The organism is Paraburkholderia sp. UCT70, from assembly GCF_050434085.1.
In the GTDB taxonomy this organism is placed as follows: Bacteria; Pseudomonadota; Gammaproteobacteria; order Burkholderiales; family Burkholderiaceae; genus Paraburkholderia; species Paraburkholderia tuberum.
This window is the reverse complement of record NZ_JBNPVZ010000004.1, coordinates 1122789-1145180: the sequence shown is the minus strand read 5'-3', so window position 1 is coordinate 1145180 and position 22392 is coordinate 1122789. Positions and strand designations below refer to the sequence as shown.

At 66.2% G+C, this 22392-nt stretch carries 20 protein-coding genes and 1 pseudogene; 4 read left to right on the top strand and 17 right to left on the bottom strand.

Annotation, left to right across the window (positions count from 1 at the left end; translation table 11 throughout):
- Window positions 1–110: 110 nt before the first annotated feature.
- The 10 genes from OKW41_RS30915 to mltG all read right to left on the bottom strand — a co-directional run bounded on the left by OKW41_RS30915 (window position 111) and on the right by mltG (window position 9944).
- Window positions 111–1178 (bottom strand): glycosyltransferase family 4 protein, encoded by a 1068-nt coding sequence (locus OKW41_RS30915; RefSeq protein ID WP_429449772.1) that lies wholly within the window; start codon window positions 1176–1178, stop codon window positions 111–113.
- 257 nt (window positions 1179–1435) lie between these two features.
- On the bottom strand, window positions 1436–2848 hold the full coding sequence (otsA, locus tag OKW41_RS30910; RefSeq protein ID WP_429449771.1) for an alpha,alpha-trehalose-phosphate synthase (UDP-forming): 1413 nt from the start codon (window positions 2846–2848) through the stop codon (window positions 1436–1438).
- A gap of 179 nt (window positions 2849–3027) precedes the next feature.
- Window positions 3028–4251, bottom strand: coding sequence for a mechanosensitive ion channel family protein (locus OKW41_RS30905; RefSeq protein WP_429449769.1), 1224 nt, complete (start codon window positions 4249–4251; stop codon window positions 3028–3030).
- A 119-nt stretch (window positions 4252–4370) separates the two neighbouring features.
- Complete coding sequence (locus tag OKW41_RS30900; RefSeq protein ID WP_027197711.1) at window positions 4371–4727, bottom strand: Rap1a/Tai family immunity protein; 357 nt, start codon at window positions 4725–4727, stop codon at window positions 4371–4373.
- Between the two features lie 213 nt (window positions 4728–4940).
- Window positions 4941–5672 carry an ankyrin repeat domain-containing protein gene (locus OKW41_RS30895; protein WP_429575008.1) on the bottom strand — a complete coding sequence of 244 codons (732 nt, stop codon included), beginning with the start codon at window positions 5670–5672 and terminating at the stop codon, window positions 4941–4943.
- Window positions 5673–5724: 52 nt separating this feature from the next.
- A complete protein-coding gene (locus tag OKW41_RS30890) occupies window positions 5725–6516 on the bottom strand; it encodes a TatD family hydrolase (RefSeq protein WP_429575007.1) in 792 nt (263 codons plus the stop codon).
- A 93-nt stretch (window positions 6517–6609) separates the two neighbouring features.
- The gene (locus OKW41_RS30885; protein ID WP_429575006.1) at window positions 6610–7125 is read right to left on the bottom strand and encodes an N-acetyltransferase family protein; all 516 of its coding nucleotides are present in this window, start codon (window positions 7123–7125) and stop codon (window positions 6610–6612) included.
- Between the two features lie 49 nt (window positions 7126–7174).
- Window positions 7175–8218, bottom strand: coding sequence for a DNA polymerase III subunit delta' (locus OKW41_RS30880; RefSeq protein ID WP_429575005.1), 1044 nt, complete (start codon window positions 8216–8218; stop codon window positions 7175–7177).
- 95 nt (window positions 8219–8313) lie between these two features.
- Window positions 8314–8934, bottom strand: coding sequence for a dTMP kinase (tmk, locus tag OKW41_RS30875; protein ID WP_429575004.1), 621 nt, complete (start codon window positions 8932–8934; stop codon window positions 8314–8316).
- Window positions 8934–9944 (bottom strand): endolytic transglycosylase MltG, encoded by a 1011-nt coding sequence (gene mltG, locus OKW41_RS30870; RefSeq protein ID WP_429575003.1) that lies wholly within the window; start codon window positions 9942–9944, stop codon window positions 8934–8936. Before mltG ends, tmk begins: the two co-directional genes overlap by 1 nt.
- Before the next feature lie 619 nt (window positions 9945–10563).
- Between mltG and OKW41_RS30865 the strand changes: the two genes are divergently transcribed.
- Both OKW41_RS30865 and OKW41_RS30860 read left to right on the top strand, forming a co-directional pair.
- Window positions 10564–11631: a YgfZ/GcvT domain-containing protein gene (locus OKW41_RS30865; protein WP_429575002.1), complete on the top strand. Its 1068-nt coding sequence runs from the start codon at window positions 10564–10566 to the stop codon at window positions 11629–11631.
- A 145-nt stretch (window positions 11632–11776) separates the two neighbouring features.
- Window positions 11777–12643 (top strand): NRDE family protein, encoded by an 867-nt coding sequence (locus tag OKW41_RS30860; RefSeq protein ID WP_184003551.1) that lies wholly within the window; start codon window positions 11777–11779, stop codon window positions 12641–12643.
- Between the two features lie 65 nt (window positions 12644–12708).
- On the opposite strand, the gene OKW41_RS30855 is transcribed toward OKW41_RS30860, so the two are convergent.
- The 5 genes from OKW41_RS30855 to OKW41_RS30835 all read right to left on the bottom strand — a co-directional run bounded on the left by OKW41_RS30855 (window position 12709) and on the right by OKW41_RS30835 (window position 17777).
- Window positions 12709–13668 carry an alpha/beta hydrolase gene (locus OKW41_RS30855; RefSeq protein ID WP_429576508.1) on the bottom strand — a complete coding sequence of 320 codons (960 nt, stop codon included), beginning with the start codon at window positions 13666–13668 and terminating at the stop codon, window positions 12709–12711.
- A 92-nt stretch (window positions 13669–13760) separates the two neighbouring features.
- Window positions 13761–14642, bottom strand: a complete 882-nt coding sequence (locus OKW41_RS30850) for an SDR family oxidoreductase (RefSeq protein WP_429449750.1) — start codon at window positions 14640–14642, stop codon at window positions 13761–13763.
- A 52-nt stretch (window positions 14643–14694) separates the two neighbouring features.
- Entirely contained in the window at window positions 14695–15693 is a 999-nt protein-coding gene (locus tag OKW41_RS30845) for an NADP-dependent oxidoreductase (RefSeq protein ID WP_429575001.1), read from the bottom strand.
- Between the two features lie 28 nt (window positions 15694–15721).
- Window positions 15722–16207, bottom strand: coding sequence for a PaaI family thioesterase (locus OKW41_RS30840; protein WP_026225390.1), 486 nt, complete (start codon window positions 16205–16207; stop codon window positions 15722–15724).
- Between the two features lie 64 nt (window positions 16208–16271).
- On the bottom strand, window positions 16272–17777 hold the full coding sequence (locus OKW41_RS30835) for a PLP-dependent aminotransferase family protein (RefSeq protein ID WP_429575000.1): 1506 nt from the start codon (window positions 17775–17777) through the stop codon (window positions 16272–16274).
- Window positions 17778–17955: 178 nt separating this feature from the next.
- Between OKW41_RS30835 and OKW41_RS30830 the strand changes: the two genes are divergently transcribed.
- Window positions 17956–18348, top strand: a complete 393-nt coding sequence (locus OKW41_RS30830) for a hypothetical protein (RefSeq protein WP_429574999.1) — start codon at window positions 17956–17958, stop codon at window positions 18346–18348.
- A gap of 68 nt (window positions 18349–18416) precedes the next feature.
- Complete coding sequence (locus OKW41_RS30825) at window positions 18417–18926, top strand: LEA type 2 family protein (RefSeq protein WP_429574998.1); 510 nt, start codon at window positions 18417–18419, stop codon at window positions 18924–18926.
- 20 nt (window positions 18927–18946) lie between these two features.
- On the opposite strand, the pseudogene OKW41_RS30820 reads toward OKW41_RS30825, so the two are convergent.
- Both OKW41_RS30820 and OKW41_RS30815 read right to left on the bottom strand, forming a co-directional pair.
- Window positions 18947–20126: pseudogene (locus OKW41_RS30820) on the bottom strand (acetyl-CoA C-acyltransferase).
- A gap of 147 nt (window positions 20127–20273) precedes the next feature.
- Window positions 20274–22364, bottom strand: a complete 2091-nt coding sequence (locus tag OKW41_RS30815) for a 3-hydroxyacyl-CoA dehydrogenase NAD-binding domain-containing protein (RefSeq protein WP_429574997.1) — start codon at window positions 22362–22364, stop codon at window positions 20274–20276.
- Window positions 22365–22392 lie beyond the last annotated feature (28 nt).

Genomic DNA, 22392 nt, shown 5'->3' with positions numbered 1-22392 from the left:
TATGTATGCCGATGCCGACGCTCGGGAACGGAAAAACTCGCGCGCAAAAAAACGGCGCCGCGCATCGCGCACCGCCGTCCTTCGCTTCGACACGTTCCAACGATCCCGCGTCAACCGCCCGACGAATCGACCACCTTGAACCTCGAGCGCTTCTGTGCGCGAATCACCGACTGATACGCCTCCACATACTGACGCGCCATCCGGTGCGACGTGAAGCGCTCCTCGAAACGCCGCCGCACGCCCGCGCGCGACACCTTGTGCAGCCGGTTCACGGCGGCCACCGCGCCGATCTCGTCCTCGACGATGAACCCGGTCACGCCCTCTTCGAGCACTTCGGGCACCGACCCGCGGTTGAACGCGATCACCGGCGTGCCGCAAGCCATCGCCTCGATCATCACGAGACCGAACGGCTCCGGCCAGTCGATCGGAAACAGCAGCGCATGCGCGCCCGACAGAAACCCGGCCTTCTGATGATCGGCAATCTCGCCGATGTACTCGACGTACGGCAGGTCGAGCAACGGCCGGATATCGCGCTCGAAGTACTCGCGATCGGCCGCATCCACCTTGGCGGCGATACGGATCGGCATGCCGCAGCGGCCGGCGATGCGGATCGCCGTATCGACGCGCTTTTCCGGCGAAATCCGGCCGAGAAACGCGAGGTACTTCTGCTCGACCGGTTGCGGCGTATAGAGCTGCGCCGGCAGGCCGTGATAGACCGTGGTGAGCCAGCGCGCCTGCGGCAGCGGATGACGCTGAGCGTTCGAAATGGAGATCACGGGCGCGGTGTTGAATGTGTCGAACACCGGCTGCTGCTCGGGCAGATCGAGCCGGCCGTGCATCGTCGTGACAAACGGCGTGTCCTGCCGCTTGAATACCGAGAACGAGTAGTAGTCGAGGTGGAAATGCAGCACGTCGAACTCTTCGGCCTGGCGGCGCACGAGTTCCATCAACAGCATATGCGGCGCGATGCGGTCGCGAATGCCCGGATCGAGCCGCAGCGCGCGCGGCCACACCGCTTCGAGCTTCGCGCTCGTGACGGAGTCGCCGCTCGCGAACAGCGTCACGTCGTGGCCTTGCTCGACCAGCGCTTCGGTGATGTACGACACGACGCGCTCCGTGCCGCCGTAGAGCTTCGGCGGCACCGATTCGGTCAGCGGGGCGATCTGCGCAATCTTCATATTGTGTCTCCGTGAGCCGGCGGCTGGCGCGCAATCGCGATGCCGTCGGCGACGCCGAGTATGACAGCGCCATGACGTCGAAACAATGCGCGCGGTCCCTAAGCGTCGCATGCATCGTCGCTACGGGGAATTATTCCCTGGCATCGGTCGAAAAGCCGCAGGTCTTGCAATTGCTCGGTGCTGTTACAAGCGGCTTACATCCGGTGACACGCGGCCACGCGCCGGGTTTGCGCGGGCTCTGGGCCGTCGCCGCGCCGTCATTTGTGGCCGCCGCCCTCGCCCGACCCGCGCACTGGCATGCTGCGCAAATCCCTGAGGAAGCTGTCGCGCCACACTCCGAGATCGTTCTTACGCAGCGCGGCCATGTTGATCTCGTGACGCCGTTGGCGCGCGTCGAGCGGCATTTGCAGCGCACGTTGCAAGGCCTCGCACATGCCGATCGCATCGTGCGGATTGACGAGTAGCGCGCCAGAGAGCTCGGCGGCCGCGCCCGCGAAAATCGACAGCACGAGCACGCCGGGATCGTCGGGATTCTGCGCGGCCACGTACTCCTTCGCGACGAGGTTCATGCCGTCGTGCAGCGGCGTGACGAAGCCGATCTGCGACTCCCGAAACAGCGACATCAGCTTCCAGCGGTCGTACTGCTGGTTCAGATAGCGGATCGGCGTGTAGTCGAGCCCCGAGTAGCGGCCGTTGATGCGCCCTGCCTCGTATTCGAGATCCTGGCGGATCTTCTGATAGGTCGCGACGTCCGAGCGCGTAGGCGGCGCGATCTGCACGAGCGTGACGTTGCCGCGCCATTCGGGCGAGCGTTCGAGCAGCAACTCGAACGCGCGAAAGCGCTCGACCAGTCCCTTCGAATAGTCGAGCCGGTCGACGCTCATGATCAGCTTGCGCCCCTCGAGGCTTTGCTTCAGCTCGAGCACGTGCTGGCGGCTTTCGTAGCGCTTGGCCTGCTCGGCGATTTCGTCGGGGAACACGCCGATCCGGTAGACGCCGGTGCGCAGCTTGCGCCCGAACGCCTCGACGATGCCGTCCGCGCTCACCGTGCCGCGCGCGTGACGCGTCACGTAGTCGTGGAATGCCTGCTGGTCGGTGGCGGTCTGGAAGCCGAGCAGGTCGTAGCACGACATCGACTTCACCAGTTCCTCGTGCGGCGGAATGTTGAGCAGGATCTGCGGCGCGGGAAACGGAATATGCAGGAAGAAACCGATGCGGTTCGTCACGCCCTCGCTGCGCAGCGCCTCGGCAAACGGGATCAGATGGTAGTCGTGAATCCAGATGATATCGTCGGGTTCGAGCAGCTTGACCAGCTTGTGAGCGAGCCATGCGTTGACGCGCCGGTAGCCCGCGTACTCCTCGCGCTCGTAGCGCGCGAGGTCGTTGCGGTAGTGGAATACCGGCCACAGCGTCGCGTTCGAGAAGCCGCGGTAGTACTGGTCGTAGTCCTTGCGCGTGAGGCCGACGGTTGCGAAGGTCACCGCGCCGTCCTGCTCGAGCATCGGCCCCGCGTTGGCGACCGTTTCGCTGACTACGTCGCCGCTCCAGCCGAACCAGACGCCGCCTGCATCCTTCAGCGCGCCGAATACGCCGACCGCGAGTCCACCCGCCGATCCCTTGGTCTCCGTCGGCGTCGCGACGCGATTCGACACGACGATCAATCGGCCCATAGTGCATGTCCTCCGTCATTCTTGCGATGCGCCGCGACGCCTGAGCAGGCGTGGCGCGCCCTTTAGCAGCAATCGGCGTGCCCGCGCATCGCCGGGCTTGCCGAGGGCGGTCGCCGCACGCCGCTCGCGATACCCAACTCGCGATTTGCCACTCGCCACGCGCGATTCGCGACGCCCGGCTAAGCCTGCTCCTTCGCCTTCTGCGCGACCTCGCCCGCGCCAGTGCGGCCGACGCGGCTCGCCACCGGATCGGCTTCGGTATGCGCGGCGGTGCTGCCGGCTGGCGCCTGCCGGCTGCGCGGCAGCCAGTCGCTCGGGCCAGCGCCGCTGGTCTCCAACTCCGCCGACACCTCGGCACGCGCCCGCGGCAGGTATTCCGGGTAATGCCGATGAACGAAATCGAGCAGCCCTTCGCGCACGCGGCAGCGCAGATCCCACGCAAGGCCGGAATCGGGCGCGCTGACGAGCGCGCGCAACTGCATCGCGCGCTCGGTGCAGTCCGTCACCTGCAGCACCTGCACGCGACGGTCCCACTCGGGCGCGTTCTCGACGATGCGCGCAAGCTCCTCGCGCAGCGGCGCGAGCGGCATCCGGTAATCGACGAACAGGAACACGGTGCCGATGATCTGCGAGCTGCTGCGGGTCCAGTTCGAGAACGGATTTTCGATAAACCATTGCAGCGGCACGATCAGACGGCGCTGGTCCCACAGCCGAACCGACACGTACGTGCCGGTGATCTCCTCGATGCGCCCCCACTCGTTCTGGATCACGACGACGTCGTCGAGGCGGATCGGTTGCGACAGCGCGATCTGCAAACCGGCGATCAGATTGCCGAGCACCGGCCGCGCCGCGATACCGGCGACCAGACCGGCGACACCCGCCGACGCCAGCAGGCTCGCGCCGATCTGCCGCACGTTGGGCAAGGTCATCAGCGCACCGCCGACACCGATGATCACGATCACGATCATCACCGAGCGCGCGAGTACGCGCGCCTGCGTATGGATGCGGCGCGCCTGCAGGTTATCGGAGGAATCGAGCGGATGGGCGCGGATGATCGCTTCGCCGATCGCCGCGGCCGAGCGCACCGACAGCCACGTCAGCGCGGCGATCAGCGCGATGCCGGTGATGTCGCGCACCGGTTCGATGAAGTTGAGGGTGTCGGGTGCCTCGGACCAGACCCACGCGAACACGAGGAGCACGAGGGCGAACAGCGACGGCTTGTCGATGTAGCGCAGCACGACGCTCGTCAGCGCGTGCGGCCGCGCGAGACGCTTCACGACGCGCGCGCCGAAGCGGTGAATGCCGCTCGCCACGATCGCCACGATGGCCGTCACGATCAGCGTGCCGAGCCACGTATGCAGCGGCGCGGCCGCCACGCGGTAGAAGTCGTCGATAGTAGGCATAACGGGCATGTTCCTCCGGGCTCGATGAGCGGCGGCGCGCCTGCGCGACTACTGACATCCGGGGCGCACGACCGCGCCTGGGCGTTACAACGGGTTCTTCGATGCGCCGCGGTTATCGATCAGCCGCCGCTCTTGCAGGGAAACGCCTTGCCGAGACCCAGCGAAATCGCCGTGCTCGCGTTGTAGCTCGCGGCGTTCGGGTTCTCGGCGATGTACTTGCGCACCGCGTCGGTCAACTGCGCCGAGCGCGCATCCGGCGGCAGGCAGAAGTACTGGCCGACGCGCGGACCGGTGGTGCCCCCGATCGCGTCGATCGTGTTGAAGATGCCGTCGGCCGCGCCTTCGATGTAGGCCGCGCAGGCGCTACGCGAAGCCACGTCCGTCTTGGTGCACAGCTTGTTGAGGTCGCCTCCCGTAAACGCAGCTGCCGAAAGCGGCAAGGCAAGCGCGCCGGCGAAAATCAAAGCCCGCAGCATGGTGTTCCTTTCCAGGGTTGTTTATTCACGCGGTCTTTCTGCCGCGTCCGGACGGCGCGCTACGCGGCGCGCCGAAGTCGTCATTCTGCACTGTTTTACGCGGCGGCAGCAGGCCGACAGCCGCGCGGCTCGGACAAAACGGCTGCAAAGCGGCACGGCATGGCGAGGCGCCTGACGCTTCGCGGGCGCACCGCGCCGCCTGCCGACAAAACGTCATTGCTTCTGCTGCTGCGTCTGCTGCATGCGCGCCGTGAGCCCTTCGACGACGTCCGGCTCCTTGTAGGTCTTGGCGAAATCGAGCGCGGTCATGCCGATCTGGTTTTTCACCGACAGGTCCGCGCCGTTGTCCAGCAGCAGCTTGACGGTGGAAACGTGGCCGCCGCGCGCGGCCATCATCAGCGGCGTGGTGCCGTTCGGCGAGCCCGCGTCGACGTAGGCCGAGTGGTCGAGCAGCACCTTGACGATGTCGTCGTGGCCGTTCGCGGCCGCGTAGTGCAGCGGCGCCCAGCCCTTCTTGTTGACCTCGGCGTCCTTCGCGATCAGCAGATTCACGAAGTTCAGGTCGCCGACCAGCGACGCCATCATCAGCGCGTTTTCGCCGGCCTTGTCCTGAATCTCGATATCGGTCTTTGGATTCGCAAGCAACGCGGCCGCGACCTTGTCGGATTTCTCGCGCGCGGCGATCACGAGCACCGGGATGCCCTGATTGTCGACGCTGTTCGGGTCCATGCCCTTCGCGAGCAGCTTGTTGACGCCGTCGACGTCGTCGAACTTGACCGACTTGATCAGCGAGTCGATCGGCGCCGCATGCGCGGGCACCGCGACGAGCGCCGCGCACGCGAGCGCGGCGGCGCACGCGAGATGGCGCGCCGGCGCGAGAGCCCGGGCGGCCGACCCGGCGGACAGCGGTTGAAAATCAGCGGACGTCGTCGAAATATTTTTCATATGGTACTTTAGGAAATCTTCCTATCCCTTTGATGTTACGTGGCTTTTTGGATCAGATTCCGACCGGCGCGGCGAGTCCGAACAGTCTGAAAAAGTTTTGCGTGGTGGCGGCGGCCAGCGCCTCGTCCGGCATCTCGCGTTGCTGCGCGATGAAGCGTCCGACATAACTGACGTACGCAGGTTCATTCGGTTTGCCGCGATACGGCACCGGCGCCAGGTACGGCGAGTCGGTTTCGATCAGCAGACGGTCGAGCGGCACGCGGCGCGCGACGTCCTGCACATCGGTCGCGCTCTTGAACGTGACGATGCCCGACAGCGAAATGTAAAAATTCTGCGCGAGCGCCTGCTCGGCGATGGCCCACGGTTCGGTGAAGCAATGCATGACGCCGCCCGGCACGCCGGCGCGCTCCTCGGCCATGATGCGCAACGTATCTTCCGACGACGAGCGGGTGTGGATGATCAACGGCTTGCTGGTCGCGTGCGCGGCGCGGATGTGCGTGCGAAAGCGCTCGCGCTGCCACTCCATGTCGGCGATCGAGCGGCCTTCGAGGCGGTAGTAATCGAGCCCGGTTTCGCCGATCGCGACGACCTTCGGGTGCCCGGCCAGTTCAACCAGCTCGGCTACGCTCGGCTCGCGCATGTGCTCGTGATCGGGATGCACGCCGACCGACGCGTACACGTTGTCATAGCGGCTGGCGATGTCCAGTACCGACGGCAGCGTTTCAAGATCCACCGACACGCACAACGCGTGCGAGACCGAATGGCTGCGCATGTTTTCGAGCACTTGCGGTAGACGGTCCGCGAGTCCTTCGAAATTGATATGGCAGTGTGAATCGACAAACATGGTCAGGTCCTGCGAAAAAGGGGCTTGCGGCTGGGCGATGGCGTGGCCGGGGCCGCTTGGGACAGCTCAGGTGGCGCTGCTTACGCAGCGTGCTCAACCGGCGTGCGCAAGACGCTTGCCAAGAATCACCAGATCGCGCTCGACGCCATCCAGCACCGCGACGCGCGGTAGCGTGCCCCATGCATCGAAGCCGAAGCCGCGGAACAGCCGCACGCTCGCTTCATTGTGACCGAACACGAAGCCGAGCACCGTATCGATGCCTAGACCCGGTGCCGCCTCGAGCGACGCCGCCAGCAGTTGCTTGCCGAGTCCCTGGCCGCGCGCGCGTTCGTCGAGATAGATGCTGACTTCGGCGGTGCGCCGATAAGCCGGCCGGCCATAAAAATCGGAAAAGCTGAGCCACGCGATCACGCGGCCCGCCTGCTTCGGATCTTCGACCACCCACAGCGGCCGCTTCTGCGGGCTGTGCGCATGAAACCACCCATGCCGGCTCTCGACGCTGACCGGCTCGAGGTCCGCGGTGACCTGGCGCGACGGGATCGTCGAATTGTAGATGGCGACGATCGCGGGCAGATCGTCGAGCGTGGCGTCGCGGTAGGAAAGGCTCATGGCGGGTTGGCTTGAATGAAAAAAGACGGAAGGCTGTCCGGCTGCGGGCTCACGCAAACAGCGCGCGATAGCCGATGAACAGTTCCTCGAACACGAGCCGCGCGTTCAACGGATGGTTCTCGACCGCGCGCTGGCGTGTGACGGTGCGCAGAAAACGCGCGAATGCATTGGCGTCGGCCTGGGCGGCGCAGCGGGTGAGCGCGGCTGACGCCTGCGGGAAATAGCGCGGCGCGCCGGCGGTGCGCTGCGCGAGCAGATCGTACATCCAGCGCTGCAGCCAGCCGAGCACGAGCGGCACTGGGAGCTTCTGCAGCGCCTCGCCGCACGCGAATGCGTCGCACCCGGCGCCGGCCGCGAGCTGCTTGAGCGTCCAGTCGCGCAGCGGACGGTTTTCGTCGCTGGCGAGCGCGAGCGCGGCGAGCGGCGCGCCACCCGCTTCGGCGAGCAGCGCGCGGGCGTCGTCGACGCCTTGCGCGGCCAGCCACTGCGCGGCGGTGTCCGGCGCGGGCACGCTCATCGGCCACTGACGGCAGCGGCTAATGATGGTCGGCAGCAAACGGTCGACGCGCGCCGACACCATCAGGAACACGACGCCCGCGGGCGGCTCTTCCAGCGTCTTCAGCAACGCGTTGGCGGCCGCGACGTTGAGCGCCTCGGCCGGATACAGCACGACGACGCGCGCGCCGCCGCGATGCGAACCGACGCCGACGAAGTCGAGCAGACCGCGGATCTGTTCGATCTTGATTTCCTTGCTCGGCGTGCGGGTCTTCTTGCCTTCGTCGCCATCGGCTTTTTCGGCCTTGTCGTCGGCGCCGTTCGCGGCGTTCGCGAGGCCGGCTTCGGCGGCGAGTGCCTCCGGCACGACGATGCGGTAGTCGGGATGATTGCCCTGCGCGAACCAGTTGCAAGCCACGCACGCGCCGCACGGCTCGCCGTTCGGTTGCGGCGCCTCGCACAGCAGACCCTGCGCGAGGTGCTGCGCGAAACGCAGCTTGCCGATCCCCGCCTGGCCGTGCAGCAACAATGCGTGCGGCCAGTGGCCGTGCAGCTGCTGCAGGCGATTCCAGTCATCAGCTTGCCACGGATAGATCATCGTTTGTCTTTTTGAATCAATCGGTTGTAGGCGCCACTTCAGATGTCGAGTGAACATCGTACGAGATTATAAGAAGCGTTTATATCTATTTCGAATCAGATGGTTGCAATCAACTCCTCAAGCTGCTTCTGAATTCGAACGATGCTCTGCGAAGAGTCGATGATAGCGAAACGGTATGGCGCTTCTTCGGCGCGGCGCATGTATTCGGCGCGCGTGCGCTCGAAAAACGCCGCCGACTCGCTCTCGAAACGATCCGGATTGCGCGCCGCGCTGCGCCGCTCGCTGGCGACGGCGGGCGGCAAATCGAACAGCACGGTCAAATCCGGCTGGAAACCGCCCTGCACCCAGCGCTCGAGCGTCTCCAGCTTGTCGCGCGGCAAGCCGCGGCCGCCGCCCTGGTAGGCGAAAGTGGCATCGGTAAAACGGTCGGACAGCACCCAATCGCCGCGCGCGAGCGCCGGCTCGATCACCTCGGCCAGATGCTGACGGCGCAGCGCGAACATCAACAGCGCTTCGGTTTCGAGATCCATCTTCTGATGCAGCACGATATCGCGGATCTGCTCACCGAGCGGCGTGCCGCCCGGCTCGCGTGTCATCACGACCGAGCGGCCGCTCGGCGCGAGCTTCGCCTCGAGCCGTTCGCGGAACCAGCCCAGATGGGTGGTCTTGCCCGCGCCGTCGATGCCTTCAAACGTAATGAATTTGCCGCGCGCCATCATTGCCCTCGAATGTATTTGTCCACGGCCTTGTTGTGTTCGCCGAGGGTGTCAGAAAAGATGCTGCTGCCGTCGCCGCGCGACACGAAGTACAGCGCGTTGCTTTGCGCCGGGTTCATCGCCGCCTGCAGCGACGCGACGCTCGGCAGCGAGATCGGCGTCGGCGGTAGGCCCATCCGCGTGTAGGTATTGTATGGAGTGTCGGTCTGCAGGTCTTTCTTTCTGATGTGGCCGGCGTAGCTGTCGCCCATTCCGTAGATCACGGTCGGGTCGGTCTGTAGCGGCATGCCGGCGCGCAGACGGTTGGCGAACACCGCGGCGACGAGCGCCCGGTCGGACGCCTTGCCGGTTTCCTTTTCGACGATCGACGCCATCGTCAGCGCGTCGTACGGGGACTTATACGGCAGGTTCGGCGCGCGCGAGAGCCACGCCTCGTCGAGACGCACGCGCATCAGACGGTAAGCGCGGCGATAGATGTCGAGGTCGCTGGTGCCCTTGTCGAACAGGTAGGTATCCGGGAAAAACAGCCCTTCGCCGTTGCCGATCGACGCCTCGGGCGCGCCGATTGCGCTCATCAGATCGGCGTCGCTCATGCCGAGCGTGTCGTGCTTCAGCGCGGGATTGGCGTCGAGTTCAGCGCGCATATGTTTGAAGGTCCAGCCTTCGATGACCGTCGCCACATATTCGTTGACGTCGCCGCGCGCGATTTTCTGCAGCACCTCGTAGGGCGTGATGCCGCTCTTGAACTCGTAATTGCCGGACTTCAGCTCGCTTTGCAGCCCGAGCAACCGCGTCATCGCGATGAACAGCTCGGGCTCGACCGGCACGCCGCCGCGATTGAGCTGCAGCGCGACGCTGCGCAGGCTGCTGTGCGGCTTGACGGTGACGTCGAGTTGCGTCGGGGTCAATTCGAGCGGGCGGGTGGCCCAGTAGTATCCAGCGGCGATGGCCGCCGCGGCCAGCACAACGACGAGCGCGCCGGCGACGAAACATTTCTTCAGAAGGGACACGACAGGAAAGAATTAGCGTTTAGATGGCAACGAACTGATTTTTAACGGGAAAGTCTGACGTCGGTCAACATTGAGACTGTGCCGTTTTGCAGCCCTTTCGGCCTTTTGCGACCTGTATTGTATAGATGCGGGCACCAGATGGTCACGGCCGGAAACAACAATATGAAATCCGCTGGCGTCGGTCTGATGCTACTCGAGTCGTACGCTGGCGCAACATAGGTCAGAGTTTCAAAGGTTCGACAATTCCCGACCAAACGCCTTTTCGGCTCCTGCCGCTTTTGACTGTTGTCGACAGTTTCAAACGACGGTTCAGGCTCGTCCGCCTTACTCAGTGACCTCGCCGCAGCCCACCCCGGCGGCGGCTCGTCTGTGACCGCGGCAGCGGACAGCAGATCCGGCACGTCGGGTGCCCGCCCATCTTGCGCCGGACCCTCTGGCAGAACACCCCAACATGGTCACAATATGGGCACAGCCGGAGGGTGATAACGTGCAATCCCCTGCTGCGCAAGGCTCTCAGAAAGCCTTCATCCGCCAGGGACTTGCGAAACGCGACAGGGCTGGACTGAATATAATGACTGTTTGCCTTAGCCAAAGTCAGAATTGACTGTTCCCGGAATCCATGAACACACCGCTCGTGAACGCCTCAGGTAACGCTTCCGGTCTCACTCCCGCCGTGGCGGCGCCCGCCGCCCTGCCCATCCTGCCGCGCCCGTCGGCCGAAGAATTCACCGCCGTGCTCGAGCATGGCGCGTACATGCCGCTGTCGCAGTTCGGCGTGATCGACACGACCGGCGACGACGCGGCGAGCTTCCTGCACGCCCAGTTGACCAACGACGTCCAGCATCTCGACGCCGCGAACGCGCGCCTCGCCGGCTACTGCTCGGCCAAGGGCCGGCTGCTCGCGTCGTTCCTCAGCTGGCGCAGCGGCGATACGATCCGCCTGCTGGTATCGAAAGACGTGCAGGCCGCGGTGCAAAAGCGGTTGTCGATGTTCGTGCTGCGCGCAAAGGCCAAGCTCGCCGACGCGAGCGGCGAGTTCGCGGTGGTCGGCCTCGCGGGCGACGTGCGCGGCGCGCTGTCTGGCGTGTTCGACGCGCTGCCCGACGGTGTGCACGTGCAGGTCGACGGCACAGCGGGCACGCTGATCCGCGTGCCCGATGCGTTGGAGCGGCTGCGCTATCTGTGGATCGGCCCGAAAGCGCAGATCGAAGCGCTGCTGCCGTCGCTCGACGGCAGGCTAAAGCGCGTGTCGCCGGCCGTGTGGGACTGGCTCGACATCCGCGCGGGCGAGCCGCGCATCACGCGGCCGGTCGTCGAGCAGTTCGTGCCGCAAATGGTCAACTTCGACGTGCTCGGCGCGGTCAATTTCCGCAAGGGCTGCTATCCGGGTCAGGAAGTGGTCGCGCGCAGCCAGTATCGCGGCACGATCAAGCGGCGCACGTCGCTCGCCAACGTCGCCGGCGAGCTGGACACGGTGCGGCCCGGCAGCGAGCTGTTCCACTCGGACGATCCGGGCCAGCCGTGCGGGATGATCGTCAACGCGGCATCGGCGCAAGGCGGCGGCGTCGATCTGCTGGCCGAGACCAAGCTCACGGCGCTCGACAGCGGCAGCGTACATCTCGGCGCGGCCGACGGCCCCGCGCTGCGCTTCCTGACGCTGCCCTACGGGCTGCCTGCCGAAGTCTGATCGTTGGAGAGGGTAAAAAGCGGCGCAATCGGGCGCCGTTTTTTATTGACTGCTTTATTCTCGCCTGTTTTTTGCCGCTTTCGTTTGCCGCCTGCGTCGCTGCATCAGGCGGCCGCCCCATGCTCTGAACGGGAGATGCTCCCCGATGTGCCTGATCGTTTTCGACTGGCGACCTGATGCGCTCGATGGTCCGCTGTTCACGCTCGCCGCGAATCGCGACGAGTTCTTCCGCCGCACGGCCGAGCCGATCGGCTGGTGGCGCGACGCGCCGGAGGTGCTGGGGGGCCGCGACCTCGTGGGCGGCGGCACGTGGCTCGGGTTGTCGCGCGACGGCCGGTTCGCCGCGCTGACCAATTACCGCGCGCCGGGCGAAATGCGCGCCGATGCGCCGACTCGCGGCACGCTCGTCAGCGACTGGCTCACGAGCGCCGCGCGCGACGCCGACGGCAATCCGCACGAGACGCCGCTCGCGTATCTGCGGCACGTCGCGCAAACCGGCGACATCTACAACGGCTTCAATCTGCTGGTCGGCGACTGGACGCGTCGCGAGCTCGCGTGGTACTGCAATCGCGGCGCCGTCGACGCAAACAGCGGTCCCGCGCTGCTCGCGCCGGGCACGCACGGCATCTCGAACGCGGTGCTCGATACCGCGTGGCCGAAGCTGGTCAAAAAGCGCGGCGAGCTCGGCACGCTGCTCGCGCGCGATCCGATGCCGCCGCTCGAACGCCTGATTGATCTGATGCGCGATCCGCGGCTCGCGCGCGACGACGAATTGCCGTCGACCGGTATTCCGCTCGAACGCGAACGCGTGCTGTCGGCGGCGTTCATCGAATCGCCGGACTATGGCACGCGCAGCACCACCGCGCTGCGCGTCGCCGCCTATGGCGACGTGATCGGCGTCGCGGTCGCCGAGCGCAGCGACGACAACGGCTCGCACCGGATCGTGCGGCCCGGCGATTTCGAGCGCAGCTTCGCGTTCAATGTCGAGCGCGACCGGATGAGCGTGGCGTGATCGTTTGAGCACCGCCTGGCCGGCGCATTCGCCGCCGGCCGCTCATCGCTTCGCGATCACCGCCCTCACCCGATGCCGAATGCCGCGCGCAACGCCGCCGCGGCGTCCGCATGCGCCTGCGCGACTTCGGGCACGAAGCCGCCCATCTTGAAGAACTCGTGGATCATGCCGGCGTAGCGTTTGAGCGTGACCGGATTGCCGAGCGCACGGAGTTTCTCCGCATAGGCATCGCCCTCGTCGCTGAGCGGATCGTATTCGGCGGTCGCGATCCACGCGGGCGCGACGCCGCGAAAATCCGGCGCACCGCGCTCGCCGTCGAGCGGCGCGAAACGCCAGTCGTCGCGATCGCCGCTATCTCGCACGTAGTGCTCGAAGAACCACTGGATGGTGTCGCCCGACAGCAGGAAGCCGTCGGCGAGGCGCGAGTGCGAGTCGGTCTGCTGATGGCCGGTCGTGCCCGGATAAATCAGCAATTGCAGCGCGAGTGCGAGGCCGGCGTCGCGCGCGAGCACCGCGCAAACCGTCGCGAGCGTGCCGCCCGCGCTATCGCCGCCCACCGCGAGCCGCGTCCCGTCGATGCCGAATTCGGCCGCGTGCGCGTGCAGCCAGCTGAGGGCGTCGAAGGCATCGTCGACAGCGGTCGGAAACTTGTGCTCGGGCGCGAGCCGGTAATCGACCGACAGCACCGCGCACTGGCCGTCGCGCGCGAACATCCGGCACAGCGCATCGTGCGTATCGACGCTGCCGACCGTGAAGCCGCCGCCGTGGTAGTACACGAACGCCGGCAGCGGCTCGGCCCAGCTCGGCTCGACCGGGCAGTAGAGGCGCGCGCGGATCGTCGCGCCGTCGCGCGTCGGCACGCGCAGATCTTCGACGGAGAACATCGGCGCGCTCGCGATCTCGAGGATCGGCGCGCTTTTCTCGTACGACGCGCGCGCCGCTTGCGCCTTCATCTGGTGATACTGCGGGCGTTTGGCCCGCGCGATCATGTCGAGCACCTGCTCGATCGTGGGATTCAGCGGCATGGTTTCGGCAACGCGGTGCGCGTCGCGCATCGGGCGGCGCGCAGTGCGCCAAGGGTTGACAAAAGCCGGTGCACCGACCGCGCAGCCGGCCGCTACTGCGCGTTCTTCACCTCAGGCTTCAGCGACATCGGATCGGATGGCTCGCGCAACTGCTCGATATCCTCGTGACGCAGCTTCACGGTCGCCATGATGCCCGGATGCGTGATGATATAGAAACGCCGCGCGGCGATCGCCTCGAACGCGATGTCGGCGACATCGTCGGCGGTGAGCTTGCCCGACTGCACCGCGCGCTGCAACTGCTTGCCGGCCGAGATCTGCGAGCGCGTCGGCCGGCCCGCGTTGCGCAACTCGTCGGGACGCGCGCGCTCGGCCTCCGCGATGCCGGTCGGCACGAAGGCGGGACACAGCAGCGAACAGCCGACCTCGCCGCCCGCGCCGGCCTGCGCGAGCTTCAGATCGTGATACAGCGTCTCGGTCAGCGCCACCACCGCATGCTTCGACGCGTTGTAGATGCCCATTGCCGGCGGCGCCAGCAGCCCCGCCACCGACGCCGTATTGACGATATGCGCGGGCTCCTTCTGCGCGAGCATGATCGGCGCGAACACGCGCACGCCGTGCGCGACACCCATCACGTTGACGCCGAACACCCACGACCAGTCGTTCGCCGAGCTTTCCCACAGGAACCCGCCGGTGCCGACGCCCGCGTTGTTGAACAGCACGTGGACCTTGCCGAACGCGGCGAGCGCCGCCTGCGCGAGCGCCTCGACCTGCGCGGCGTTCGATACGTCGGTCGGCACGCCGATCGCCTCGGCGCCGGTTTCGCGCAATGCGTCGACGGTTTGCGCGAGCTGGTCCGCGTTGACGTCCGCGAGTACGAGCTTCATGCCGAGCGCCGCGCCCTTGTGCGCGAACGCGCGGCCAAAGCCGCTGCCCGCGCCGGTGATCACCGCCACCTTGCCCGCGAATTCGAACATCCTGTGAGTCCCTGGTTGAGTGGCGGCTTGCCGTTGCATGATGACGTCGCGCTCAGATCAGCTTGACCAGTTGCTTGCCGAAGTTACGGCCCTTCAGCAAGCCGATGAATGCCTCGGGCGCGGCTTCGAGCCCGTGCGCGATCGTCTCGCGATAGTGCAGCTTCTTTTGCGCGACGAGCGTGCCGAGCTGCTTGAGCGCCTCGGGCCACACGTCCATGTGTTCGCTGACGATGAAGCCCTGCACGAGCAGCCGCTGCGTCAGCATCAGCGACGGATGCTTGAGCGGCAGCGGCCGGCCGTCATAGCCCGCGATGAAGCCGCACAACGCGATGCGCCCGAACGCGTTCATGCGCGCGAGCGTCGCGTCGAGCCCGTCGCCGCCGACGTTCTCGAAGCAGCCGTCGACACCGTCGGGCGTGACGGCCTTCAGATCCTGGTACAGGTTACCGGCCTTGTAGTCGACGCACGCGTCGAAGCCGAGCGTCTCGACCACATAGCGGCACTTGTCCGCGCCGCCCGCGATGCCGACCGCGCGCGCGCCCGCCGCCTTCGCGAGCTGACCGACCACGCTGCCCACCGCGCCGCTCGCCGCGCTGACGACCACCGTCTCGCCGGCCTTCGGCGCGATGATGCGGTTCAGCCCGTACCATGCGGTGACGCCCGGCATGCCGACCGGCCCGAGATACGCCGACAGCGGCACATGCGTGTCGTCGACCTTCTGCATGCCCGTGCCATTCGAGGTGCCGTACTCCTGCCAGCCGAACATCGCGACGACCTTGTCGCCGACCGCGAACTTCGGATTCCTCGTCTCGACGACCTCGCCGACCGTGCCGCCGATCATCACTTCGTTCAGCGGCTGCGGCGCCGCGTATGACTTGCTGTCGTTCATGCGTCCGCGCATATACGGATCGAGCGACAGATAGTGGTTGCGCACCCGTACTTCGCCGTCGGCGAGCGGCGCGAGCGGCGTTTCGACGAGCCTGAAGTTATCGGGCGTGGCTTCGCCTTGAGGGCGCGAAACCAGCAGCAATTGGCGATTGATCTGGGCCATGCGGTCGTCTCCTTGGGTTGTTGGGTGCTCAGTCGCTCGGACCGGGCTTCGCCGCCGGGTCGCTGCGCAGACGCTGCCGCGTGACGTCGCGGCCCACCGCGAGGCGGCGCATGTATTTGAAGGTGCCGAGCGCTTTCGCGACGAAGTGGCCTTCGCTGTCGCGGATCTCGCCTTCGCAATAGGCCATCGTCGTCGAGCGATGCAGCACGCGGCCGGTCGCGCGCAACTCGCCGCGTCCCGGCTGCATGAAGTTGACCTTCATCTCGACGGTGACGACGCCGACGCCGTCGCCGGCGAGACTGCGCGCGGCCATCGCGAGCGCGACGTCGGCGAGCGTCATCGTGACGCCGCCATGCGCGACGTCCCACGTGTTCATATGATCGCGTTGCAACGGCAGCACGACTTCGCTGACGCCGTCGGCGGCCGACAACAACTGTGCGCCGAGACGGTCGATGAAGGGACTTTCGGGCAACGATGCATGGCCCGTTCTGGATGAGGTGGATGGATCGGTCATGGCTCAGATATCTGATTTCGTAGCCGACGGCGCGTGTCGAGCCTACGGCGGGAAATGATACCCGCTATCGCGTTGGGGCATGAGCTGCCATCCGTGCCGCGAGGCGCCCTAGTCTGCGCACCGCTTCGTCGGTCAGATCCAGATCCGCACTCGGACAGCTGAGCCGAATGAAGTGATCGAAACGCCCGGCGTTCGAAAATACCGTGCCCGGCATGATGCGAATACCGTCATGCAACGCGGCGTCGAATAAAGCCGACGACGATACGTGACGCGGCAATTCGATCCAGAAAAACATCCCGCCGCGCGGCGGCGTGAACCGCGTGCCGTCGGGAAACGATGCCGCCACCGCCGCGGCCATCCGCTCGCGCCGCAGTTGCAAGCTCTCGCGCAAACGCCGCAAATGGCGCTCGTACGCGTTCGTCTCCAGGAAGCCGGCGAGCACGACTTGCGACAACTGCTCGTTGTGGCGCGACTGCGCGAACTTCAGCATACCGATGCGCGGATGCCACCGGCCGCCGTTGATCCAGCCAACGCGCATGCCAGGCGCCAGCGTCTTGTTGAACGATGTGCAATGGATCACGGTGCCATCGGTGTCCCAGGCTTTCAGCGAGCGGGGCGGCGGCGCGGCATCGACGAGCTCGCGGTAGGGATCGTCCTCGATCAGCGCGATGCCGGCGCGCGCGCACAGTTCGACGAGGCTCGCCTTGTGCGCGTCGGGCATCACGCTGCCGAGCGGGTTTTGCAGATTCGGCACCACCACGACCGCCTTGATGTCGGGATGCGTGTGCAGCGCGAACGCCAGCGCCTCGATCGCGAGGCCGGTGCTCGGGCTGGCCGGAATTTCGAGCGCGCGCAGACCGAGACTTTCGAGCGCCTGCAGCAAACCGAAGAAGCACGGCGATTCGACCGCGACCGTGTCGCCCGGCTGCGTCACCGCGCGCAACGCGAGGTTCATCGCTTCGACGCCGCCGTGCGTCATGATGATGTCGTCCGCGCCGATCTGGCTGCCGGCCTCGAGCGCGCGCCGGGCGATGATCGCGCGCAACGCCGGATCACCGAGATCGGGCCCGACGGCGGTCAGCAAGGTCGGCCGCCGGCGCAACGCGCGCACCGCGGCCTTTTGCAACACATCGGTCGGATAGAGATCGGGCGACGCGGTCGCGCCGCCGAGATTCAGCGCGTGCGGATAGCGCTGAAATTTCGACACGAGCGCCGAAATCTCCGAGTGAATGCCAACGAACTGCGCGGCGGCGCCGGGCTGCATCGCGAGATCGGGCTCGGCGGCGCAGGGCAACGCAGCCGTCGGCGGCACGCGCACGAAATAGCCGGCGCGCGGCCGGGCGTCGATCAGCGCGGCGCGTTCCAGTTCGCGATAGCTCTCGGTCGCCGTCGCGAGGCTCACGCGGTGGCGCTGCATGAACGCGCGCATCGACGGCATGCGGTCGCCCGGGCGCAGCACGCCGTTGCCGATCGCGCGGCGGTATTGGTCGGCCAGTTGCCGGTAAAGCGGCTGGCGCTCGGCTGGCCGGTCCGTCGACGGAGCTTGCGGGGTGAAGAGGAGTTCGCTCATGAGCCGATGGTGCGGATAGTTCGCGCGCGGCGACAGATACACATCGACGTGATTCGGACCGATACAGCGTGACGAAACGCGCCACTGTACCGGTTCAGATTGTCGACACCTGCGGCTGTTTTCATCTGGACGGATTCCCTAAGCTGTGTGACACGAAGACGGCTTAAAGGAATCGGTCATGCCTGTGCGTCCATACCACGATCGCTTTTTACCCGGTGCAGAACTGGATTACACCGCGGCGTCGCATCTTGCCGCCGGACAGATGGCCCTGCACGACTTGCGCGCCCGCAGTTCGATCATCGCGGTCGAAGGTGCATTGCAACTCGTCTTCCGCGATCATTCGCTGGCCTGGCTCGGCAACGACGCCCCGCTCACGTCGCTCAGGTTGCACGAAGGCGAGCGGTTTATGACATCGCAACGTGGCGTCGTGTCGATCCGCGCGACGCTGGCCGATCGCGCCGCGTTCATCGTGCTGCCTGCACGCGCTGAACACAGCGCACGCGGTTTCGTTCTGCAAGCCGCTCGGCGTCTCGCTTGCGTCGTGCGCACACGGTGGCGGCGCGCCGCCTGAAACGTCGCTGCGCGCGCCACGTGGCCGTTACAATGCATGACCAACCCGCTTCGTTCGAGGTGCAGGTCATGTCATTCTTTCGCGCGCTGCAGCCGGGCCTGGTCTCACGGGTGTGGCGCCTGTTCGCCGCCGTCGTCGCTGTCACGCTGACACTCGCTGGCTGCGCGGGCCTGTTCGGCGCCGACCCGTTGCGCGTCAATGTGGCGGGCATCGAGCCGATCGCTGGCCAGGGCATGGAGATGCGCTTCAACGTCAAGCTGCGCGTGCAGAATCCCAACGACTCCGCGATCAGCTTCAACGGCGTGTCGGTCGATCTCGAGCTGAACGGCAAGCCGTTCGCCAGCGGCGTCAGCGACCAGAGCGGCACCGTGCCGCGCTTCGGTGAAACCGTCGTCACCGTGCCGCTGACCGTGCCGGCTTTCGCCGCGGTTCGTCAAGCCTTTGCGCTAGCCGGCGCCGCGCAGTCGGGACAGGTTCCGTACGTTCTGCGCGGCAAGCTCGCGGGTGGCGTGACCGGTACGACGCGATTCACCGATCAGGGGACGCTGAGCCTGCCGTCGTCGGACACGGGCTCGTAATGACGCCGGCCCACGCCCGCTCAAACCACTTCGAACAAACCCGCCGCGCCCTGCCCGCCGCCGATGCACATCGTCACGACGACGAACTTCACGCCGCGCCGCTTGCCTTCGATCAGCGCATGGCCGACGAGCCGCGCTCCCGACACGCCGTACGGATGGCCCACCGCGATCGCGCCGCCGTTCACGTTCAGGCGGTCGTGCGCAATGCCGAGCTGGTCGGCGCAATAGAGCACCTGCACCGCGAACGCTTCGTTCAGTTCCCACAGGCCGATGTCCTCGACCTTGAGGCCGCGCCTTCTTCAACAGCTTCGGCACCGCGAACACCGGCCCGATGCCCATCTCGTCGGGCTCGCAGCCGGCCACCGCGAAGCCGCGGAAGATGCCGAGCGGTTGCAGCCCTTCGCGTTCGGCCAGCGTCGCGTTCATCACGACGCAAGCGGATGCGCCGTCCGAGAACTGGCTCGCATTGCCCGCGGTGATCACGCCGCCCGGCTGCGCGGTGCGGATCTTCGACACGCCTTCGAGCGTCGTGTCGGCGCGAATGCCTTCGTCGCTGCTGACGGTCACTTCCTTCGTGTAGAGACGGCCGCTCGCCTTGTCGGCGACGCCGGCGAGCACCGTCAACGGCACGATTTCGTCCTTGAATTTACCGGCTTCGAGCGCGGCCGCCGCGCGTTGCTGCGAGCGCACGCCGTATTCGTCCTGGCGTTCCTTCGAGATCGAGTAGCGCTTCGCGACGTTCTCGGCGGTCTGCAGCATCGACCAGTAGATTTCCGGCTTGTGCTCGGTGAGCCAGCCGTCGGTCATCATGTGGCCGTTCATCTCGTTCTGCACGCACGAGATCGACTCGACGCCACCCGCGACGTACACGTCGCCCTCGCCGGCGATCACGCGCTGCGACGCGAGCGCGATCGTCTGCAATCCCGACGAGCAGAAACGGTTCACGGTCATGCCCGGCACGCTGACCGGCAAGCCCGCGCGCAATGCGATCTGCCGCGCGATATTGCCGCCCGTCGCGCCTTCCGGATTCGCGCAACCCATGATCACGTCCTCGACGCGCGCCGGATCGAGCTTCGCGCGCTCGACCGCAGCCTGCGTCACGTGGCCGCCGAGCGTCGCGCCGTGCGTCATGTTGAAACCGCCGCGCCACGATTTGGCGAGACCCGTGCGGGCGGTGGATACGATTACGGCGTCAGTCATGCATGTCTCCAATTGCAGTGTCAAAAGTGGCGCGCCGGCTCACTGCCGTGCGTTCAAATGCGCATCACCGCGCCGCCTCTGTCGTTTGATGCGAGCGATGCGGGGGAAACCCGCACCGCTCAATTCGTGGGCTGAAGCCAGCCGCGCTCAGCCGTTGAACCCGCGACCTTCGGCCGCGAGCTTCGCGATGCTCGGCGCGAGCTTCCACGCGTCGCCGTTCGGCCGCGCCGCATAGCGGCGAATCGCGCGCTCGACGTTGTAGAGCCCCACCGTGTCCGCGTACAGCATCGGGCCGCCGCGATGCAAGGGGAAGCCGTAGCCGGTCAGATAGACCATGTCGATATCCGACGCCTTCGACGCGATGCCTTCCTCGAGAATCTTCGCGCCTTCGTTGACGAGCGCGAACACCAGACGCTCGACGATTTCCTCGTCGCTGATCTTGCGGCGCTCAGAGTTGGTTTCCTTCGAGTACTCACCGATCATTTCGTTGACCACGCCCGAAGGGTATGCGGTGCGATCGCCCGCCTTGTAGTCGTACCAGCCGCCGCCGGTCTTCTGGCCGAAGCGGCCCATCTCGCACAGACGGTCGGCGATCTTCGAGTAGTGCATGTCGGGGTGTTCGAGATAGCGGCGCTTGCGGATCGCCCAGCCGATGTCGTTGCCGGCGAGGTCGCTCATGCGGAACGGACCCATCGCGAAGCCGAACTTCTCGATGGCCTTGTCCACCTGCGCTGGCAACGCGCCCTCTTCGAGCATGAAGAGCGCCTGACGAACGTATTGCTCGATCATCCGGTTGCCGATAAAGCCGTCGCACACGCCCGACACCACCGCGGTCTTCCTGATCTTCTTCGCGAGCTTCATCACGGTGGCGAGCACGTCCTTCGCGGTCTCCTTGCCACGCACGACTTCGAGCAGCTTCATCACGTTGGCCGGGCTGAAGAAGTGCATGCCGACCACATCCTGCGGACGTTTCGTGAACGCGGCGATCTTGTCGACGTCGAGCGTCGACGTGTTCGACGCGAGGATCGCACCGGGCTTCGCGACTTCATCGAGCCGGCGGAACACCTGCTCCTTCACGCCCAGCTCTTCGAACACGGCTTCGACGATCATGTCGGCGTGCTTCAGGTCGTCGTAGGAGAGCGTCGGGCTCAGCAGCGCGAGGCGCTGTTCCATCACCTCGGGCTTCAGCTTGCCTTTCCTGACGGTCGCCTCGTAGTTCTTGCGGATCGTCGCGAGACCGCGGTCGAGCGCTTCCTGCTTCGTTTCCAGCAGCGTGACCGGAATGCCCGCGTTCAGGAAGTTCATCGCGATGCCGCCGCCCATCGTGCCGGCGCCGATCACGGCGACCCGATCGATGTCGCGCACCGAAGTATCCGACGGCACGTCGGGAATCTTGCTCGCCGCCCGCTCACCGAAGAACGCGTGACGCAGCGCGCGGCTCTCCGGCGTCTGCACGAGCGCGATGAAGCATTCGCGCTCGAATGCGAGGCCCTTGTCGAAGCCGTCCTTCACACCGGCTTCGACCGCGTCGATGCATTTATGCGGCGCCGGGAAGTTCTTCGCGATTGCCGCGACACTATTGCGCGCGAACTGGATGAAACCGGCCGCATTCGGATGTTCGATCTTGCGGTCGCGCACCTTCGGATGCGGGCCGGCCGCGGCGCCGACCTTGCGCGCGAACGCGAGCGCGGCTTCGGCCAGTTCGGCGGGATTCGCGACGACTTCGTCGAACAGCCCCGAATCGGCGAGCTTTTCCGAGAGCACCGGCGCGCCCGACACGATCATGTTCAGCGACGCTTCCAGACCGATAGCGCGCGGCAGACGCTGCGTGCCGCCCGCGCCCGGCAGGATGCCGAGCTTCACTTCGGGCAGCGCGATCTGCGCGCCGGCCGCGGCGACGCGGTAATGCGCGCCGAGGGCAAGTTCGAGGCCGCCGCCCATCGCGACGCTGTGGATCGCCGCGACGACCGGCTTCGCGCTGCCTTCAACGGCCTTGATGACGGTCGCGAGCGTCGGCTCCTGGGTCGCCTTCGGCGTATTGAATTCGGTGATGTCGGCGCCGCCCGAAAAAGCCTTGCCCGCGCCCGTCAGCACGATGACCTTGATGGCCGGATCGTTCTGCGCGCGCTCGAGCCCTTCGACGATACCCACGCGCGTCGACAGACCGAGCCCATTGACGGGCGGATTGTTCAGCGTGAGGACGGCCACGCCGTCATGATTTATGTAGTCCACTGCCATCTGCGTGCCTCCGTGCGATCCATGCATT

What these genes read in the sequence shown, in the direction of transcription:
- OKW41_RS30915 (WP_429449772.1), bottom strand. Translation starts at nt 1,178, where the DNA reads ATGAAGATTGCGCAGATCGCCCCGCTGACCGAATCGGTGCCGCCGAAG.
- otsA (WP_429449771.1), bottom strand. Translation starts at nt 2,848, where the DNA reads ATGGGCCGATTGATCGTCGTGTCGAATCGCGTCGCGACGCCGACGGAG.
- OKW41_RS30905 (WP_429449769.1), bottom strand. Translation starts at nt 4,251, where the DNA reads ATGCCTACTATCGACGACTTCTACCGCGTGGCGGCCGCGCCGCTGCAT.
- OKW41_RS30900 (WP_027197711.1), bottom strand. Translation starts at nt 4,727, where the DNA reads ATGCTGCGGGCTTTGATTTTCGCCGGCGCGCTTGCCTTGCCGCTTTCG.
- OKW41_RS30895 (WP_429575008.1), bottom strand. Translation starts at nt 5,672, where the DNA reads ATGAAAAATATTTCGACGACGTCCGCTGATTTTCAACCGCTGTCCGCC.
- OKW41_RS30890 (WP_429575007.1), bottom strand. Translation starts at nt 6,516, where the DNA reads ATGTTTGTCGATTCACACTGCCATATCAATTTCGAAGGACTCGCGGAC.
- OKW41_RS30885 (WP_429575006.1), bottom strand. Translation starts at nt 7,125, where the DNA reads ATGAGCCTTTCCTACCGCGACGCCACGCTCGACGATCTGCCCGCGATC.
- OKW41_RS30880 (WP_429575005.1), bottom strand. Translation starts at nt 8,218, where the DNA reads ATGATCTATCCGTGGCAAGCTGATGACTGGAATCGCCTGCAGCAGCTG.
- tmk (WP_429575004.1), bottom strand. Translation starts at nt 8,934, where the DNA reads ATGGCGCGCGGCAAATTCATTACGTTTGAAGGCATCGACGGCGCGGGC.
- OKW41_RS30865 (WP_429575002.1), top strand. Translation starts at nt 10,564, where the DNA reads ATGAACACACCGCTCGTGAACGCCTCAGGTAACGCTTCCGGTCTCACT.
- OKW41_RS30860 (WP_184003551.1), top strand. Translation starts at nt 11,777, where the DNA reads ATGTGCCTGATCGTTTTCGACTGGCGACCTGATGCGCTCGATGGTCCG.
- OKW41_RS30855 (WP_429576508.1), bottom strand. Translation starts at nt 13,668, where the DNA reads ATGCCGCTGAATCCCACGATCGAGCAGGTGCTCGACATGATCGCGCGG.
- OKW41_RS30850 (WP_429449750.1), bottom strand. Translation starts at nt 14,642, where the DNA reads ATGTTCGAATTCGCGGGCAAGGTGGCGGTGATCACCGGCGCGGGCAGC.
- OKW41_RS30845 (WP_429575001.1), bottom strand. Translation starts at nt 15,693, where the DNA reads ATGGCCCAGATCAATCGCCAATTGCTGCTGGTTTCGCGCCCTCAAGGC.
- OKW41_RS30840 (WP_026225390.1), bottom strand. Translation starts at nt 16,207, where the DNA reads ATGACCGATCCATCCACCTCATCCAGAACGGGCCATGCATCGTTGCCC.
- OKW41_RS30835 (WP_429575000.1), bottom strand. Translation starts at nt 17,777, where the DNA reads ATGAGCGAACTCCTCTTCACCCCGCAAGCTCCGTCGACGGACCGGCCA.
- OKW41_RS30830 (WP_429574999.1), top strand. Translation starts at nt 17,956, where the DNA reads ATGCCTGTGCGTCCATACCACGATCGCTTTTTACCCGGTGCAGAACTG.
- OKW41_RS30825 (WP_429574998.1), top strand. Translation starts at nt 18,417, where the DNA reads ATGTCATTCTTTCGCGCGCTGCAGCCGGGCCTGGTCTCACGGGTGTGG.
- OKW41_RS30815 (WP_429574997.1), bottom strand. Translation starts at nt 22,364, where the DNA reads ATGGCAGTGGACTACATAAATCATGACGGCGTGGCCGTCCTCACGCTG.